General features: G+C 72.3%; 14 protein-coding genes. 10 read left to right on the top strand and 4 right to left on the bottom strand.

Annotated features, from left to right (window positions below):
* Window positions 1-34 precede the first annotated feature (34 nt).
* The 5 genes from ACR9ZK_RS00070 to ACR9ZK_RS00050 all read left to right on the top strand — a co-directional run bounded on the left by ACR9ZK_RS00070 (window position 35) and on the right by ACR9ZK_RS00050 (window position 4593).
* Window positions 35-646, top strand: coding sequence for a hypothetical protein (locus ACR9ZK_RS00070; RefSeq protein WP_481338715.1), 612 nt, complete (start codon window positions 35-37; stop codon window positions 644-646).
* Window positions 643-1503 carry a hypothetical protein gene (locus ACR9ZK_RS00065; protein WP_481338713.1) on the top strand — a complete coding sequence of 287 codons (861 nt, stop codon included), beginning with the start codon at window positions 643-645 and terminating at the stop codon, window positions 1501-1503. The genes ACR9ZK_RS00070 and ACR9ZK_RS00065 overlap by 4 nt, the downstream gene beginning before the upstream one ends.
* Window positions 1504-1512: 9 nt before the next feature.
* A complete protein-coding gene (locus ACR9ZK_RS00060; protein ID WP_481338711.1) occupies window positions 1513-2166 on the top strand; it encodes an MBL fold metallo-hydrolase in 654 nt (217 codons plus the stop codon).
* A 64-nt stretch (window positions 2167-2230) separates the two neighbouring features.
* Window positions 2231-3043 carry an ABC transporter ATP-binding protein gene (locus ACR9ZK_RS00055; protein ID WP_481338709.1) on the top strand — a complete coding sequence of 271 codons (813 nt, stop codon included), beginning with the start codon at window positions 2231-2233 and terminating at the stop codon, window positions 3041-3043.
* The gene (locus tag ACR9ZK_RS00050) at window positions 3019-4593 is read left to right on the top strand and encodes a hypothetical protein (protein WP_481338707.1); all 1575 of its coding nucleotides are present in this window, start codon (window positions 3019-3021) and stop codon (window positions 4591-4593) included. Before ACR9ZK_RS00055 ends, ACR9ZK_RS00050 begins: the two co-directional genes overlap by 25 nt.
* Before the next feature lie 83 nt (window positions 4594-4676).
* Here the strand turns inward: ACR9ZK_RS00050 and ppgK are convergent, their stop codons facing one another.
* Both ppgK and map read right to left on the bottom strand, forming a co-directional pair.
* Window positions 4677-5441, bottom strand: a complete 765-nt coding sequence (gene ppgK, locus ACR9ZK_RS00045) for a polyphosphate--glucose phosphotransferase (RefSeq protein WP_481338705.1) — start codon at window positions 5439-5441, stop codon at window positions 4677-4679.
* Between the two features lie 104 nt (window positions 5442-5545).
* A complete protein-coding gene (gene map, locus ACR9ZK_RS00040) occupies window positions 5546-6424 on the bottom strand; it encodes a type I methionyl aminopeptidase (RefSeq protein WP_481338703.1) in 879 nt (292 codons plus the stop codon).
* Window positions 6425-6505: 81 nt separating this feature from the next.
* On the opposite strand from map, the gene ACR9ZK_RS00035 reads away from it, so the two are divergent.
* Window positions 6506-6739: a methionine aminopeptidase gene (locus ACR9ZK_RS00035; protein ID WP_481338701.1), complete on the top strand. Its 234-nt coding sequence runs from the start codon at window positions 6506-6508 to the stop codon at window positions 6737-6739.
* A 55-nt stretch (window positions 6740-6794) separates the two neighbouring features.
* Here ACR9ZK_RS00035 and panB read toward each other — a convergent pair whose 3' ends face one another.
* Window positions 6795-7715 carry a 3-methyl-2-oxobutanoate hydroxymethyltransferase gene (gene panB, locus ACR9ZK_RS00030; protein ID WP_481338699.1) on the bottom strand — a complete coding sequence of 307 codons (921 nt, stop codon included), beginning with the start codon at window positions 7713-7715 and terminating at the stop codon, window positions 6795-6797.
* A gap of 292 nt (window positions 7716-8007) precedes the next feature.
* Here panB and ACR9ZK_RS00025 point away from each other — a divergent pair, with 292 nt between their 5' ends.
* From ACR9ZK_RS00025 to ACR9ZK_RS00010, 4 genes are all read left to right on the top strand, one after another.
* The gene (locus ACR9ZK_RS00025; RefSeq protein WP_481338697.1) at window positions 8008-10326 is read left to right on the top strand and encodes an immune inhibitor A domain-containing protein; all 2319 of its coding nucleotides are present in this window, start codon (window positions 8008-8010) and stop codon (window positions 10324-10326) included.
* A gap of 120 nt (window positions 10327-10446) precedes the next feature.
* On the top strand, window positions 10447-11784 hold the full coding sequence (gene glnA, locus ACR9ZK_RS00020; protein ID WP_481338695.1) for a type I glutamate--ammonia ligase: 1338 nt from the start codon (window positions 10447-10449) through the stop codon (window positions 11782-11784).
* A gap of 30 nt (window positions 11785-11814) precedes the next feature.
* Window positions 11815-14844, top strand: a complete 3030-nt coding sequence (locus tag ACR9ZK_RS00015) for a bifunctional [glutamine synthetase] adenylyltransferase/[glutamine synthetase]-adenylyl-L-tyrosine phosphorylase (protein ID WP_481338693.1) — start codon at window positions 11815-11817, stop codon at window positions 14842-14844.
* A complete protein-coding gene (locus ACR9ZK_RS00010; RefSeq protein ID WP_481338691.1) occupies window positions 14841-16124 on the top strand; it encodes an MFS transporter in 1284 nt (427 codons plus the stop codon). Before ACR9ZK_RS00015 ends, ACR9ZK_RS00010 begins: the two co-directional genes overlap by 4 nt.
* A gap of 93 nt (window positions 16125-16217) precedes the next feature.
* On the opposite strand, the gene ACR9ZK_RS00005 is transcribed toward ACR9ZK_RS00010, so the two are convergent.
* Complete coding sequence (locus ACR9ZK_RS00005) at window positions 16218-17273, bottom strand: peptidoglycan-binding domain-containing protein (RefSeq protein ID WP_481338689.1); 1056 nt, start codon at window positions 17271-17273, stop codon at window positions 16218-16220.
* Between the last annotated feature and the right edge of the window lie 22 nt (window positions 17274-17295).

Genomic DNA, 17295 nt, shown 5'->3' with positions numbered 1-17295 from the left:
GTGACGCCCGTCGGCCTCCGGGTGAGGAGGGGCCATGCGTGATGCGTCCGGGCGGGGCCCGCGGTCGTTCGACCCGGTGGTCGTGGCACACCGCGAGACCGACGCGTGGGCGGCCTACTACCGCCGCGAGTGGCCGGCCTTCCTCCGGGCTGCCCTCGGCATGGTGGCCGAGGGGTTCGGCCTGGGACGCGTCGCCACCGTGCGCGCGACCTGGCACGTGCTGCGCGCCAACCAGCTCTGGGCGCCCTTCCCCGACAACGACGGTGACGGCGCCCGCGAGCAGATGCGCCGCTTCTACGCCCTCGTCGCGCGGCGCGGGGACCTACCCCTGGACCCCGCGGAGGCCGCGGCCCTGGAGGTGGAGTGGTGGCGGGTCCACCGCGCCCACCAGCACCACGAGGACGTGACGCGTGACGAGCTCGTCGCGTCCCTCGTGCGCCTCTACGCCCACGTCTACGGGGAGCCGCCGGACCGTGTCGAACCGGCTGCGCGGCACCGGGTCGAGGCGATGGACCTGTCGGACCGGTGGGTCGCGGCCGGCTGCAACGCCTCGGACCCGCTGCTGGGCGAGGAGCGCAGGGCACTCGTCGCCAGCCACAGCGCGCTGCTCGATGCCGTCTCGCGGGTCGGGGAGGCGGCGTCATGAGCCGCGTCGGCCGCACGGCGACGGGCGAGCTCCCCGCTCGGCGGCAGCAGGGCGAGGACCGCGTGCTCGCCTCGACCCGGGCCCTCGCGGTCGGCATCGTGCCGTTCCTCGTCGCGGGCGTCGTCCTGCTCTACGGGTTCCCGGGCGACACCCGACGCCTGTTCGCGTGGCCCGTCACGCCGCCGCTCACGGCGATGGTCCTCGCCTCCGCGTACCTCGGCGGCATCTGGTTCTTCCTCCGTGCCGCCCGGGCCTCGCGCTGGGCGCTGGTGTCCGCCGGCCTGCCCGCGGTCGCCCTGTTCGCCGCGCTGCTCGGCGTCGCGACGGTCGTGCACTGGGACCGGTTCACCCACGACCACCCCGCCTTCTGGGTCTGGGCGGGCCTGTACTTCGTCGCACCACCGGCCGTCGTGGCGGTGTGGCTCGCCAACGCGCGCGCCGCGACACCGCCGCGCCAGGACGAACGCCGCGTCGGCCCGGTGACCCGAGCCGTCATCGGGGGCGGGGGAGCGGTCTCGCTGGCCCTCGGCGTCCTGCTCTGGGCGGGTCCGGGCCTCGTGTCACGCGTCTGGCCGTGGGCGCTGACGCCCCTGACCGCCCGGGTCCTCGGCGCGATCTTCTGCCTCGGCAGCGCCGGGCTCGTCGCGTTCCGCGACTGGAGGTGGGTCCGCCTGCGCCTGCTCGTCGAGGCGGAGACGGTCATGGTCGTCGCCATGCTCGTGGCGATGCTGCGCGACCGCGACTCCCTCGATGCCGGGCGCCCGATGACGTGGTTGCTCGTCACGGGGATGGCGGGCGCCCTGGCCGGTTCGGTCCGCGTGCTCCGGTCGGGCTCGCGGGCGGGACCGCTGGGCTAGGTTGAGGCCATGCGCGTGACTCACCTCGGACATGCCTGCCTGCTCGTCGAGACGGCCGGCCGCCGGCTGCTCATCGACCCGGGCTCGTTCTCGCGTGGCTTCGAGCAGCTGACCGGGCTCGACGCGATCCTCGTGACGCACAACCACGCCGACCACTTCGACCCCGACCGTGTCCCGGCACTCGTGCGCGCGAACCCCTCGACGCCGGTGCACACCGACCCGCTCACGGCCGAGAAGCTGCGCGAGGAGGGGCTCGACGCCGTACCGACGCGGCAGGGAGAACCGTTCGAGGTCGGTGACGTCACCGTCACGCCGGTCGGCGAGCTGCACGCCTTCAACCACGACGCGATGCCGCGCATCCCCAACGTCGGCGTCGTCCTGCGCGCCGCCGGCGAGCCCTCGCTCTACCACCCGGGCGACGCCTACGACGGGGAGCCCGGCCCGGTCGACGTGCTCGCCCACCCGCTCAACGCACCGTGGGCGGCGAGCCGCGACTCCATCGCCTTCGTCGGCCGCATCGCACCCAAGGTCTTCATCCCGATCCACGACGCGCTCCTTTCAGACGTCGGGCGCGACATGTACGCCGGGCACGTCCGCACCTTCGCCGGCGTCGAGGGCCTCGAGTACACCGACCTGCGCGACGAGGAGTCCGCCACCTTCTGAGGGCCACCGCCCGCCACCCGGCCGACCCGCCACCGGCCCAGACCCACCGAGCGTCAGGGGGACCATGACCGAGTCGGCAGCGCCGGACCTGCCTGCGCCGCAGGGGGTTCCAGCCGACGGCCCCGCCATCGCGGTCCGCGGCCTGGGCAAGCGGTTCGGTGACCTCGTCGCCGTCCGGGGCATCGACCTCGACGTGCCACGCGGATCGTTCTTCGGGCTCGTCGGGCCCAACGGTGCGGGCAAGACGACGACGCTGTCGATGGTCACGGGCCTGCTCCGGCCCGACGCAGGTCGGGCCTTCGTGCTCGGCCGCGACGTGTGGGCCGACCCGACCGCCGCCAAGCGGCTCCTCGGCGTCCTGCCCGACGGCCTGCGGACCTTCGACCGGCTGACGGGCCTGCAGCTCATCACCTACGCCGGGCTGCTGCGGGGCATGCCCCGCGAGCTGGCCGCCGAGCGAGCCGCCGAGCTCGTGGACGCGCTCGGGCTCACGCAGGCCCAGGGCATGCTCGTCGTCGACTACTCGGCGGGGATGGCCAAGAAGGTGACCCTCGCGTCGGCGCTCGTCCACGCCCCGCGCGTCCTCGTCCTCGACGAGCCCTTCGAGGCGGTCGACCCCGTGTCCGCCGCCACGATCCGCCGCATCCTCACCGACTTCGTCTCCGCCGGCGGCACCGTCGTCCTGTCCAGCCACGTCATGGACCTCGTCGAACGGATCTGCACGCACGTCGCCGTCATCGCCGAGGGCTCGGTCCTCGCGGCAGGGGGTCTCGACGACGTCCGCGCGGGACGCTCGCTCGAGGAGCGGTTCGTCGACCTCGTCGGCGGGTCGACCGAGGTGGTGGGGCTCTCGTGGTTGCGCACCTCGTCCGACTGAAGCTGACCCTGCTGCGGAACATCTTCCGCCGCAGTCGGGCCCAGACCGTCGGCGCCGTCGTCGGCATCGTCTACTTCTCGGTCCTCGTCACCGGGCTGACGCTCATCCTGGCGTCGCTGCGCGGCTCGCTGGAGGTCGCGACCGTCGCCCTGCCCCTCGCCGGGGCTGCCGGCATCGTGCTCTGGGTCGTCGTGCCGCTCTTCTCGTTCGGCTCCGACCCGACCCTGGACCCCGGTCGCTTCGCCCCCTTCCCGGTGCCGGCGCGGACCCTCGCGGTGGGCCTCGTCGCGGCCGCGCTCGTCGGGCTGCCGTCCGTCGCGAGCGGGATCCTCGGCCTCGGCGTCGTCGTCGCGTGGTCCCGGACCCCTGCCTCGACGGTCGTCGCCCTCCTGGCCACGTCCGTCGGCCTCCTCACGGCCGTCACGCTCTCGCGGTGGGTGTCCGCGCTGGCCACGGCCGCGACCTCGAGCCGCCGTGGGCGCGACACCCTCGTCGTCGCCGGTCTGGTGGTGCTCGTCCTCGTCGGGCCGGCCGTGTCGGTCGCGGCCCACGTCGACGACGTGCAACGCCTCGCCGTGCGCGTGTCGGGCGTCGTGGCCTGGACGCCGCTCGGCTGGGCGTGGGCCGCCCCGGGGGACGTGGCGGCCGGCCGTCCGCTCGTCGGTGCGCTGCGCCTCGCCCTGGCCGTCGCCTTCCTGCTCGGCGTCGGTGCCCTCTGGGCGCGCGCCGTCCGCCGCCAGGTCGAGAACCCGCGCGCCGTGTCGCGCAGCGACTCCGGCACGAGTCCTCCCGGCGACCTCGGCCTGCTCGGCCGCGTGCCGGACCGGCCCGCGGGTGCGGTCGCGGCCCGGGTCCTCACGTACTGGCGACGCGACCCGCGCTACCAGATCGGCCTGCTCATGACGCCGGTCTTCCCGCTCGCCCTGCTCATCCCCTGGGCGACTGCCGACGTCACGTGGACGCCGCTGCTCATGGGCCCGCTGCTGGCCTTCCTGCTCGGCTGGAGCGAGCACAACGCGATCGCCTACGAGTCGGGGGCGTTCTGGCTGCACGTGGCCGCCGGCACCCGCGGTCTCGACGACCGCGTCGGTCGCGTCGTGCCGAACCTCGTGCTGGCCGCCGTGCTGGGACCCGTGTACGTCGTCGTCGGCAGCTGGCTCGGGGGCCGGTGGGACCTGCTGCCGCTCATCCTCGGGGTCGCGGTCACCGTCCTCGGCGCCGGCAACGCGGTGTCGAGCGTCATGAGCATCGTGCTGCCCTACCCGGTGGCCGAGCCGGGGGAGAGCCCCTTCGGCGCGCCGCCGGGCGCTGCGGGCATCACCATCGTGGCCCAGTCGCTGGCGAGCGCGGGCACGGTCGCGCTGTCCTCGCCGGTGCTGCTGCTCGCGTGGCTCGCGTACTCGCCGCCGGCCGCGACCTGGCTCCTGTGGGTCACCGCGGTCGCTGGGCTCGCACTCGGACCGGTCCTGGTCGCGGTCGGCGTCCGCTACGGTGCGCGCCTGTACGACCGGCGCGCACCTGACCTGCTCGCGAGCCTCCGAGGCACCTGACGATGCCGTCGCGCGGGATGCCCAGGGGCGCAGGCGAACCCACGCCCATCCCGCGCGCGACCTGCGCTGCCCTCAGGCCTGAGTCAGGCCTGCGCCAGGTCGACGGCGAGGTGCGCTGCCCCGATGATTCCCGCTTGGTTGCGCAGCTGCGCCGGCACGATCGGGCAGCGCAGCTTGATCCGCGGCAGGAACTCCTCGCTGTCCTTGGAGATGCCGCCGCCCACGACGATGAGGTCGGGGGAGAAGAGCTTCTCGATGACGTCGTAGTAGCGCTGGAGGCGCTCCACGTACTCGTCCCAGGACAGGCCCTCGATGTCCTTGACCGACGACGCCGCCCGGTCCTCGGCGTCGAAACCGTCGATCTCGAGGTGGCCGAGCTCGGAGTTCGGGACGAGGCGGCCGTCGTGGATGAGGGCCGTGCCGATGCCGGTGCCGAGCGTCGTGAGGATGACGAGGCCCTGCACGCCCTTCGCCGCGCCGTAGTACATCTCGGCGAGGCCGGCGGCGTCCGCGTCGTTGAGGACGGTGACGGCGCGGCCGGTGTGCTCCTTGATGAGCGCCTCGGCGTCGGTGTCGATCCACGACGGGTCGATGTTCGCCGCCGACAGGACGGTGCCCCGGATGACGACGGCCGGCACGGTGACACCGATGGGCGAGTCGCCGGTGACGTCGGCGAAGTGCTCGACGATCTGGTCGACGACCTCGGCGACGGCGTCGGGCGTCGCTGGCTTCGGGGTGAGGATCTTGAGCCGCTTGCCGGCGAGGTCGCCCTCGGCGAGGTCGACCGGTGCGCCCTTGATGCCGCTCCCGCCGATGTCGATGCCGAGGGGCTTGCCCTTCTTGCCCATGTCCCTGCCTTCGTGTTGAGGACGTGTCGTCGTGGTGGTCGTGGTCGTGGTCGTCGTCGTCGCGCCTCCGGAGCGACGGTCCGGTACCGGGCGCTCGTGCGAGGTTAGGGGATGGCCGCGGTCGGCAGCGTCAGGATCTCGTTGCCGTCCTCGGTGACGACGATGGTGTGCTCGAACTGGGCCGAGCGGCTGCCGTCGCGCGTCACGACGGTCCAGCGGTCGTCCCACATCCGCCACTCCGGCGTGCCGAGGTTGAGCATGGGCTCGATGGTGAAGGTCATGCCCGGCTCGATGACGGTCGCGTAGCTCGGCGCGGCGTCGTAGTGGGGCACGATGAGCCCGGAGTGGAACTCCAGCCCGATGCCGTGGCCGGTGAAGTCGCGCACGACGCCGTAGCCGAAGCGCTTGGCGTAGCTCTCGATGACGCGTCCGATGACGTTGATCTCACGGCCCGGCCGGGCCGCCCTGATGCCGCGCATCATCGCCTCGTGGGTCCGCTCGACGAGCAGCCGGGACTCCTCGGGGACGTCACCGACGAGGTAGGTGGCGTCGGTGTCGCCGTGCACGCCGTGGATGTAGGCGGTGACGTCGATGTTGACGATGTCACCGTCCTCGAGGGGGCGCGCGTCGGGGATGCCGTGGCAGATGACCTCGTTGACGCTCGTGCACACCGACTTCGGGAAACCCTTGTAGCCCAGCGGCGAGGGGTAGGCGCCGTGGTCGAGGAGGTACTCGTGGGCGACGGCGTCGAGCTCGTCGGTGGTGACGCCGGGCGCGATGCGCTGGGCCGCGGCAGCCATGGCGTCGGCCGCGATCCGGCCCGCCACCCGCATCCGCTCGATCGTCTCGGCGTCCTTGACGAGGACGTCGCCGTCCTCCCGGGGGTTCGGCACGTCGACGTAGTGGGGACGCTCGATGGAGGCCGGCACCGGGCGTCGCGGACTGAGCGGGTGCGGTGACACCCCGGGCTGGAGCAACGGCATACGGTGGAGTGTAGGTCGTCGCAGGTGGGCCGCCACGAGGGCTGCCCACGAGACGGACCCCGGTCGAGAAGGAGTGCGAAGGTGAGCTTCTGGTACAACGTCGACACCGGTCAGGTCGAGACCGACGAGAACCGCAGCCGCGGCGAGCAGGTCCTGGGCCCGTACGCCACGGAGGAGGAGGCGCGCCGCGCCCTCGACACCGCGCGGGCGAGGACGGACCAGTGGGACGCGGAGGACCGCGCCTGGAACGAGAAGGGCTCCGCGGGCAGGGGGACGACGGGCACGTCGTGGGACGACGAGGAGGTCGAGGACTGACGGTCCCGAGGACGCGGCCGGCCGGGCGGCACCCTTCGTGCCGGGCCGGCTCGCCTCAGCTGTCGAAGGAGTGCTCGGGACCCGGGAAGGTGCCTGCCGCGACGTCCTCGGCGTAGGCGCGCGCTGCCGCGAGCAGGGTGCCGCGCAGGTCCGCGTACTTCTTGACGAACCGCGGTGCCCGGCCCGCGCGCAGCCCGGCGAAGTCGCTCCAGACGAGCACCTGGGCGTCGGTCGCCGGCCCGGCGCCGATGCCGATGGTGGGGATGGCCAGCACCTCGGTGACCCGCTCGGCCACCGGGGCGGGAACCATCTCCAGGACCACCGCGAAGGCGCCCGCGTCCTGCAGGGCCAACGCCTCGTCGACGAGCGCGTCGGCGGCGTCGCCACGGCCCTGCACCCGGTAGCCACCGAGCTGGTGCTCGCTCTGCGGGGTGAACCCGACGTGCGCCATGACGGGGATGCCGGCATCGGTGAGGGTCCGGACAAGGGGGACCATGGCGGTGCCTCCCTCGAGCTTGACCGCGTGGGCCAGGCCCTCCTTCATGAGGCGCACCGCGCTGGCGAAGCCCTGCTCGACGGAGGCCCCGTACGAGCCGAACGGGAGATCGGCGACGACGAGCGCGCGCCGGGCGGCGCTCGAGACCGCGCGCACGAGGGGCACCAGCTCCTCGAGCGTCACCGGCACCGTCGTCTCGTAGCCGTACACGTTGTTGCCGGCGGAGTCGCCGACGAGCAGGACGGGGATACCGGCCTCGTCGAAGATCTGCGCGGCGTACATGTCGTACGCCGTGAGCATCGCCCAGCGACGCCGCTCGGCCTTCATCGCCTGCAGGTGCGGGATGCGGACCCGGCGCGGCCCGGGGTCCACGACGGGCGAGCCCGAGCCCGAGCCCGGCCCGGTGCTCCCGGCGCCACCTGACAGGTCCCGGGCGCCCGAGCCGTACGGGCTCGGCTCCTCGGCGGCGTCGCTGCTCATGTCGCCGAGCATATCGACGGGCCGCCGGGACCCCGGACCGGTCCGGTCGGGTGGTCCCCGGGCCTCGCAGACACGGGCCCGGTGTGACTGCTGTGACCCGTATCCGATCGTCTCGCCGTTGCCAAGGTCCGATACCCGTCTCTTTACGAAGTTTTTACGTTCTCCTGTCCGAACAGCCCTGTACCACAAGTTTTTTCGTTTCCCCGTCCACTCCCGGCCACATTGTCGGTGATCTGTGTTCTGATACGCGATGGCGCCGGATGGAGGCGCTCTGTGACCAGGAGGACAGATCTTGAACAAGCGCCAGTGGAGTGCTGTCTCGGGGTTGGCCGTGGGGGCGCTCGTCGTCACCGGCCTCACCGCCCCGACGCAGGCTCAGGCAACGCCCGTGGCGACGGCGACGGTGAGCGGTGACCCCGCGGCCGCGCAGGCTTCGCAGCCCGACAACCTGCCCAACCCCCTCGCCGAGGCCAAGAACGCCGAGCGCCAGGACGCCGTCCACAAGCTCCTCAGGGGCGAGGCGACGACGAAGACCATCGGCGGCAACCGCGTCATCGAGGTCAAGAGCAAGGGCAAGGGCGGCAAGCCCGGTACGTCGCGGTACGTCGACTACCCGGTCAACCGTGAAGAGGACATCTTCACGGTCCTTACCGACTTCGGCACCCAGACGAAGACCGGCTTCAGCACGGCGCCCGGCCCGGTGCACAACCAGATCGCCAGCCCGGACCGCACCTGGGACGGCAACAGCACCGACGACAACTCGACGTACTGGGTCCCGGACTTCAACCGCGCCCACTACCTCGACATGATGTTCGGCGACGGCGAGTCGTTCAAGAACTTCTACCTCAAGCAGTCCAACGGCCGCTTCCTGGCCAAGGGTGACGTCTCCGACTGGGTGACCGTCCCCTACAACGAGGCCCGCTACGGCGCGAAGAACAACGCCGACGGCTACTGGAACTACATCAAGGACACCGCCAGCGCCTGGTACGACGACCAGAAGGCCAAGGGCAGGTCCGACGCCGAGATCGCCGACTACCTCAAGCAGTTCGACAAGGTCGACCGCTACGACTACGACGGCGACGGCAACTTCAACGAGCCGGACGGCTACATCGACCACTTCCAGGCGATCCACGCCGGTGAGGGCGAGGAGGCCGGCGGTGGCGCCCAGGGCGTCGACGCCATCTGGTCGCACCGCTGGTACGCCTTCTCGACCGACGCCGGCAAGACCGGACCGGAGGGCAACAAGCTCGGTGGCGTGCCGCTCGGCAGCTCCGGCATCTGGATCGGTGACTACACGACCGAGCCCGAGAACGGCGGCCTCGGCGTGTTCTCGCACGAGTTCGGGCACGACCTCGGCCTGCCCGACCTCTACGACACGAACGGCGGCGACAACAGCACCGCCTTCTGGACTCTCATGAGCGGCGGGTCGTGGCTCAACCACGGCACCGACTCCATCGGCACGACGCCCGGCTACATGGGCCCGTGGGAGAAGCTCCAGCTCGGCTGGCTCGACTACAAGGTCGTCCCGTACGGCACCGACATGACCGTCAAGCTCGGCCCGGCCGACCGCGCGAGCAGGACGAACTACCAGGCGCTGGTCGTCCCGCTGCCCGAGCGCACCGTCACCTCCGACCGCAACACCCCCCACTCGGGCTCGGGTGAGTGGTGGAGCGGCTTCGGCGACAACCTCGACGCCACCCTGTCGCGCACCGTCGACCTGACCGGCGCCACGACGTCGGCCTCGGTCGACGCCTGGGTCCAGGGCAACCTCGAGCCGGACTACGACTACCTCTACGGCGAGGTCTCCACCGACAACGGTGCGACGTGGACGCAGGTGGGCCAGCCGGTCAACGGCATCTTCGGCTGGGCGAAGAAGAGCTTCGACCTGTCGGCCTACAAGGGCACGTCGGTCCAGTTCCGCTTCCGCGTCGCCACCGACGGCGGCGTGGCGAGCGAGGCATTCGTCGACGACGTCACGGTGACGACGGACGGCACGGCCGGTCCGGTCGACGACGTCGAGTCGGGCGCCGGGGCGTGGACCGCCGACGGGTTCAGCATCATCGACGGCACGACCTCCAAGCAGGTGCAGGACGTCTACTTCGCCGAGAACCGCGTCTACAGCGGCTATGACGCCACGCTGAAGACCGGTCCGTACAACTTCGGCTGGGCCACGACCAAGCCCGACTGGGTGGAGCGCTTCCCGTACCAGAACGGCATGCTCGTCTGGTTCGCCAACGGTGAGTACGGCGACAACAACACGAAGGACCACCCGGGTGGCGGTCAGGTGCTGCCGGTCGACGCGCGACCCGCGCCGATCATGCTGGACAACGCCAACGGCACCCAGACGATGCTCGGCAACCGTCGCCAGCCGTTCGACGCGACGTTCGGCCAGGAGGCCACCGACGCGGTGAGCTTCCACCGCAACGGCGTCGAGACCGTGGTCCCGTCGCGGCCGGCCATCCCGACTTTCGACGACTCCGACGTCAACCGGTACTGGTCCTCGGCGAACCCGTGGGCCTCCACCAAGGTGGCCGGTTCGGGCACGACGATGACGGTCGCCAAGACCTCCGACGGTGGCAACGAGCTGCAGGTCAAGGTCAGCTTCAAGTGACCTGAGGTCGGCTGACGTGCGGGCCCCCGGGGACGTGTCCCCGGGGGCCCGTGCGCGTCGGGTGTCTCGGGCTGCGAGTCTCTTAACGTCGGTGAAACAGCGATGCGGCAGGATCGACACATGAACCGTCAGGAAGAGTTCGTGCTGCGCACGATCGAGGAGCGTGACATCCGGTTCGTCCGTCTGTGGTTCACGGACGTGCTGGGCACCCTCAAGTCCGTGGCCGTCGCGCCGGCGGAGCTCGAGGGCGCGTTCGCCGAGGGCATCGGCTTCGACGGTTCGGCGATCGAGGGCCTGACCCGGGTGTACGAGGCGGACATGCTCGCCAAGCCCGACCCCTCGACCTTCCAGATCCTGCCCTGGCGGGGGGACCCGCCGGGAACCGCCCGGATGTTCTGCGACCTGCAGCTGCCGGACGGCTCACCGAGCAACGCCGACCCCCGGCACGTCCTCCAGCGGGCGCTGACCCGGGCCGCCGACCTCGGCTTCACCTTCTACACCCATCCCGAGATCGAGTTCTTCCTCCTCGAGCAGGGCCGTGACGCGCAGGGCCGCCCCGTGCCGGTCGACGACGCCGGCTACTTCGACCACGTGCCGCACGGCACGGGCCACGACTTCCGCCGGGCGGCGATCACGATGCTCGAGAACATGGGCATCTCGGTCGAGTTCAGCCACCACGAGGGGGCGCCCGGCCAGAACGAGATCGACCTGCGCTACGCCGACGCCCTGAGCACCGCCGACAACATCATGACGTTCCGCACGGTCGTCAAGGAGGTCGCGCTGACGCAGGGCATCTACGCGACCTTCATGCCCAAGCCGTTCTCGGAGCACCCGGGCTCGGGCATGCACACCCACCTGTCGCTCTTCGAGGGCGACTCCAATGCCTTCTACGAGGCCGGGGCGCCGTACCAGCTCAGCAAGGTCGGGCGGCAGTTCATCGCCGGCCTGCTGACCCACGGCGCCGAGATCGCCGCCGTCACCAACCAGTGGGTCAACTCGTACAAGCGGCTCTGGGGAGGGGGCGAGGCGCCGGCCCACCTGACCTGGGGCCACAACAACCGCTCGGCCCTCGTGCGGGTTCCGATGCACAAGCCCAACAAGGGCCAGTCGACGCGCGTCGAGGTGCGCTCCCTCGACGCCGCGTGCAACCCCTACCTCGCGTTCGCCGTGCTGCTCGGTGCCGGTCTCAAGGGCATCGAGGAGGGTTACGACCTGCCGCCGGAGACCGAGGACGACGTGTGGAGCCTCACCGACTCCGAGCGTCGCGCCATGGGCATCAAGCCGCTGCCCGCCTCGCTCGGCCGCGCCCTCGAGGTGATGGAGAGCAGCGACCTCGTCGCCGACATCCTCGGTGAGCACGTCTTCGACTTCTTCCTGCGCAACAAGCGCCAGGAGTGGGTCGACTACCGCAACGAGGTCAGCCAGTTCGAGCTGAACCGCTACCTGCCCCGCCTCTGACGCGACCCGAAGCGAGCTGACCCGACACCGATGTCATCGCGCACGACCACGACCGCCGGGGCGCTCGCCCGGCTCGGCTTCGCCGACCCGGCACGAGCCGCCGGCCTGCTCGGCGACCGGGCGCTGGTTCCGCTGCGGGCCGCCACCCCTGACGGGCACCTCGACGACCTGGTCGCGGCGGTCGGCGACACCGCCGACCCCGACGAGGGCCTGCTCGGGCTGGTCCGCGTCGCCGAGTCGCTGGCCCGCCTCGACGACGACGCCGACTGGGGCATCAGCGCGTTCGCGCGTGAGCTGGCCACCGAGGGCGAGGGCCGCGTCCGCGTCACGGCCGTGCTCGGTGGGTCGACGGCCCTCGTCGACCACCTCGTGCGCCACCCCGAGCACTGGGTGGAGGCGGCGCGCGCGCGACGTGTCAGCGGGGAGGAGATCCGGGCCGAGCTCGTCGGCGCCGTCACCCACCGAGGGCAGGGGCTGTCCGCCCTCGACAGCCTGCGCATCGCCTACCGTCGCGGGCTGATCCGGGTCGCCGCGCTCGACCTGACCTCGGCCGACCCGCTCGCCATGATGCCGACGGTCGGGGAGGCCCTCGCCGAGCTCGCCGAGGCAGCCCTCGAGGCGGCCCTCGTCATCGCCCGCGAGGAGCACGGTCCGGGCCACGAGGCCTGCCGGCTCGCCATCATCGGGATGGGCAAGACCGGCGGCGGCGAGCTCAACTACGTCAGCGACGTCGACGTCATCTTCGTCGCCGAGCCCGCCGAGGGCGTCGACGAGGACACCGCCCTGCGCGTCGGGACGGCTCTCGCGACCGCGACGATGCGGGCCTGCTCGACGCCCACGCCGGAGGGCAGCCTGTGGCCGGTCGACGCGGCGCTGCGTCCCGAGGGCAAGCAGGGACCCCTCGTGCGGACAATCCGCAGCCACAAGGCGTACTACGAGCGCTGGGCCAAGACGTGGGAGTTCCAGGCGCTGCTCAAGGCGTGGGTCTCGGCCGGTGACCAGGACCTCGGGCTGCGCTACAAGGCCGAGATCACGCCCATGGTGTGGGAGGCGGCGAGCCGCGGCCACTTCGTCGAGGACGTCCAGGCGATGCGTCGTCGCGTCGAGCAGCACGTCCCGGCCGGTGAGGCCGAGCGCCAGCTCAAGCTCGGGCCGGGTGGGCTGCGCGACGTCGAGTTCAGCGTCCAGCTGCTCCAGCTCGTCCACGGCCGCACCGACGCGTCGCTTCGCTCGGCGACGACCCTCGAGGCCCTGGCCGCCCTCGCCCGCGGCGGCTACGTCGGCCGCGACGACGCCGCGGTGCTCGACCGTGCCTACCGTCAGCTGCGCTGCCTCGAGCACCGCATCCAGCTGCACCGGCTGCGGCGCACCCACCTCATGCCGGTGACCGAGGCCGACCTGCGGCGGCTCGGCCGCTCGATGGGCCACCGCACGGACCCCGAGAAGGAGGTCGTGGGGGAGCGGCAGGCGTCGGCACGCGAGGTCCGGCGACTGCACGAGCGCCTCTTCTACCGCCCGCTGCTCGCGGCCGTGGCCAAGCTCAGCCCGACCGATGCCCGCCTCAGCGCGGAGGCCGCGCGGCAGCGGCTGTCGGCGCTCGGCTTCCGCGACCCGGCGGGCGCGCTCCGGCACATCGAGGCGCTGACGACCGGGGTGAGCCGACGCGCCGCGATCCAGCGCACCCTGCTGCCGGTCATGCTCGCGTGGTTCGCCGACGAGGCCGACCCCGACGCCGGGCTGCTGTCCTTCCGCCGCGTCTCCGACGAGCTGGGCACGACGCACTGGTACCTCAAGATGCTGCGCGACGAGGGCCGCGCGGCAGACCGGCTGGCGCACTGCCTCGCCCGCAGCCGCTACGCCGCGGACCTGCTCGTCAGCTCGCCCGAGAGCGTGTCGGTCCTCGGTGACCCGAACGGTCTCGCCGCCCGGGGTCGTGCGGCCATCGAGGCGACGATGCGTTCGGCGGCCGGGCGCCGCGACACCGCCGCCGAGGCCGTGGCCGCGGTGCGCGCGATCCGGCGTCACGAGCTGCTGCGGATCGTCCTCGCCGACCTCGTCGGCGAGCTCGACCTCGCCGGGGTCGGCACGGCCCTGACCGACCTCACGGCCGCGACGATCCAGGTGAGCCTCGAGGCCGTCGTCGCCGAGGCCGAGCGTGGCGGGCAGCCGCTGGGCGGCGAGGTGCTCGTCGTCGCCATGGGCAGCTTCGGTGGCGGTGAGCTGACGTACTCCTCGGACGCCGACGTCATGTTCGTGACACGCCCCGGGGACGGCTTCGCCGAGGCGGACGTCCAGGCTCGGGTCACCGCGGTCGTCCAGGACCTGCGCAAGCTGCTGTCGGCCACCGGCGCCGACCCGGCCCTCGGGCTCGACGCCGACCTTCGGCCCGAGGGCAAGAACGGCCCCCTCGTGCGCAGCCTCGACTCCTTCCGGACGTACTACGAGCGGTGGGCGCTGACGTGGGAGTTCCAGGCCCTGCTGCGGGCGACGCCGGTCGCCGGCTCGGACGCCCTCGCCGAGGACTTCCGCGCGCTCATCGCGCCGCTGCGCTGGCCCGAGGGCGGCCTCGACGAGGGCCAGGTGCGCGACATCCGCACCATGAAGGCGCGCGTCGAGAGCGAGCGGCTTCCGCGGGGCGCCGACCCGCGTACGCACATCAAGCTGGGCCGCGGCGGCCTCACGGACGTCGAGTGGACCGTCCAGCTGGGCCAGCTGCGGCACGCGCACGACCACCCGGCGCTGCGCGTCACCGGCACGATGGCGGCGCTCGACGCCCTCGCCGACGCGGGGCTCATCGACGCCGACGACGCCACGGCCCTGCGCGACGCGTGGCGGCTCGGCGCCATGCTGCGCAACGCCGGCGTGCTCTGGCGTGGGCGGTCCATCGACAGCGTGCCCTCGGACGTCCGCGACGCCGACGGCATGGGCCGGATCATGGGTCGGCCGGCGGGTGAGGGAGCCGAGCTGTGGGAGCTGTGGCGGCGCGTCGCCCGACGCTGTCGGCACGCGACTGATTTCAACTTTTACGACTCACCACCTCGGGGTAGCGTCATCCCGTGAGTGCGAGCGGTGGTGAGGCAGGCCCCGGCGTGCCGTCCTACGCCGCCGTGCTCCGGACCCCGCACTTCCTCCCGGTCTTCGGGGCCAACGCCCTGTCGATGTGGGGTGACTACATCGCCCGCGTCACCATCGCGGCCGTCGTCTACCAGATGACGTCCTCGCCGCTGGCGACGGCCACGACGCTCGCGGTGAGCCTCGTGCCCTCGTTCTTCGGCCGCAGCCTCGTCGGGCCGGTCGTCGACCGGTTCCCCTACAAGTGGGTCCTCATCTGGTCGCACCTGCTGCGCGCCGCCTGCGTCCTCGGCCTGATGTGGCTCGTGGTGGGCGGCTCCGGCGTCCACCTGCCGTCGGTGTTCGCGGTCCTGTTCCTCCTCGAGCTCGTCGGGGGAGCCTCGGTCGCCTCGAACATGGTGCTGCTCACCGACCTCTTCGAGGACCGCCACACCTACGCTCGCGCCATCGGCCTCGGCGCGATGTCCGAGCAGGCCAACCAGGCCATCGGTCTGGCCCTCGGCGGTGGCATCGTCGCGCTCGTCGGCCCGGAGCTCGGGCTGCTCATCGACCTCGTGACCTTCGTGCTGGCCGCCCTCGTGATCCTCGTCGTGGTCGACCTGCGGCCCGTGTCGGGCGAGCGCGGCAAGGGCGTGCGGGGCTTCCTGCACGACCTCGGCACCGCAGCCGGTGACCTCGCCCGGCATCCCGTGCTGGCCCGCCTCGTCCTGCTCAGCGCGGTGGCGTGCCTCGGCATCGCGGCCCCCGAGGCGCTGGCCATCCCGATCGCGGCGCACCACGGAGCGGCCAGCTGGGGCGGCGTCCTCATGGCCGCGCCCATCGTCGGGGCCATCGTCGGCATCGTCATCATCGGCCGGCGTGGCGTGCACCAGCAGAACCGCTCCATCGTGCCGCTCGCGCTGCTCATGCCGCTGCCGCTGCTCGCGACCGCCCTGCAACCGCCGGTCGTCATCGTCGCGGGGCTCTTCCTCGTGTCCGGCATGTGCCAGGCGTTCATGGTCCCGCTGCAGGCCACCTTCGCGCTCGTCACCGAGCCCGAGCTGCGTGGCCGCATCTTCTCCCTCGCCGGGTCGGTGTCGATCGCCGCGGCGGGGGCCGCCTACCTCGTGGCGGGGTGGCTCGGCTCGCACGCCGGGCCCCATCCGGCCGTCGCCATCTGCGCCGCGGTCTGCCTCCTCCTCGTGGGCCTGCTCGCGATGTCGTGGCCGCACGCCCACGTCCGCCGCGCTGTCGACCACGCCTACGCTCCGTCGTCCCACGCCGCCTGAGGCGTCACCCGCGGCGCCGGGGACGCGTCAGCCCGCCCGGCGGGGCGGCCGGGCGGGCTGACGGGTCGAGCGGGTCGAGCGGGTGGATGGGCCTCAGCGCATCCCGTTGGCCTTGAGCAGGGCCCGCCACGTCGAGTGGTACGCGATGCCGCTCGCCACGAGGCCGTGGGCCAGCTGCCAGGCCTTGAGCCGAGCCGAGGTCGTGGACAGGAAGCTGCCGGTCGGCGAGACGCCGATCGCCTTCTGCAGCGACGAGACCGCGGCCCCGGTCATGCCGTAGCGCAGCACCATGCCGGAGCGCGGCACCAGCTCCTTGAGCAGCGAGCTCGCGCCCGCGGGCGCCGTGACCGTGCTGTAGGCCGGGCAGCGTCGGACATTGGCGCTCGAGTAGCCGGCGGACCAGTTGAGGTCCGACGGGCGGCAGGGGCCCCAGTCGACCGCAGCGACCTGCTTGGTCCAGAACGAGGTGCGACCGAGCGCGCCCTCCCACGAGAGTGTGAGGTGGATGTGGTTGCGGTGGCAGTTCGTGTCGGCCGACGGCTCCGGCGTCTGGGCACAGTTGAGGTACGGACGCCACCCTTCGTCCGTGCGGTAGGAGCTCCACATCTTGTTGTTCCAGATGATGTACATGACCCCGAGGCGGCGCGCGTTGGCGAAGCGGTTGCCGGAGTCGTCGGTCGCGAGCAGCCACGTGAGCAGGGCGCCGGCGTCGGCCCGCTCGGCGGTGTCGCGCACGTTGAAGAACGTGTCGAGGGCGCGCCCGTCGAAGTGTTCGGAGTTCGGCCTGGTCGCACCGGTGCACGAACGCAGCGTGCTGTAGCTGTTCGCGTAGGTGGCCTTGATGAGGTTGCCGAGCTTGAGGGTTCCGGTGCGGTTGCGGAGGTCGCAGCCGGTGTTCGGCACGTAGGGTGACAGGCCCTCGATGGCGGTCGGGAGCCCGCTCGGGATGGGTGGGACGGTGGCGTCGCCCGCCCGAGCGGGGGAGGCGAGCGCGGGGACGAGGATCGCGGCGACGAGGGCGGCGACGACGACGAGAGCGCGGACGGGACGGCGCCGCGACGTCCTGTCGGGCGAGGGGCGGGAAGTGAGGTCGTGCGAGGGGTGGGTCGACGGTCGGGTGGGGGTGTGGTGCATCTGTCTCTTATACACATCTGACGCTGCCGACGACGGA

This window comes from Monashia sp. HAY1-5C, from assembly GCF_056755255.1.
Note: the sequence above shows the minus strand (reverse complement) of the source record. Positions and strands in the feature narration are given on the sequence as shown.

Bases quoted from the DNA above. Each gene is read 5' to 3' on its own strand.
- ACR9ZK_RS00055 (WP_481338709.1), top strand. From the start codon at position 2,231: ATGACCGAGTCGGCAGCGCCGGACCTGCCTGCGCCGCAGGGGGTTCCA.
- map (WP_481338703.1), bottom strand. From the start codon at position 6,424: ATGCCGTTGCTCCAGCCCGGGGTGTCACCGCACCCGCTCAGTCCGCGA.
- glnA (WP_481338695.1), top strand. From the start codon at position 10,447: ATGAACCGTCAGGAAGAGTTCGTGCTGCGCACGATCGAGGAGCGTGAC.
- ACR9ZK_RS00065 (WP_481338713.1), top strand. From the start codon at position 643: ATGAGCCGCGTCGGCCGCACGGCGACGGGCGAGCTCCCCGCTCGGCGG.
- ACR9ZK_RS00060 (WP_481338711.1), top strand. From the start codon at position 1,513: ATGCGCGTGACTCACCTCGGACATGCCTGCCTGCTCGTCGAGACGGCC.
- ppgK (WP_481338705.1), bottom strand. From the start codon at position 5,441: ATGGGCAAGAAGGGCAAGCCCCTCGGCATCGACATCGGCGGGAGCGGC.
- ACR9ZK_RS00070 (WP_481338715.1), top strand. From the start codon at position 35: ATGCGTGATGCGTCCGGGCGGGGCCCGCGGTCGTTCGACCCGGTGGTC.
- ACR9ZK_RS00015 (WP_481338693.1), top strand. From the start codon at position 11,815: ATGTCATCGCGCACGACCACGACCGCCGGGGCGCTCGCCCGGCTCGGC.
- panB (WP_481338699.1), bottom strand. From the start codon at position 7,715: ATGAGCAGCGACGCCGCCGAGGAGCCGAGCCCGTACGGCTCGGGCGCC.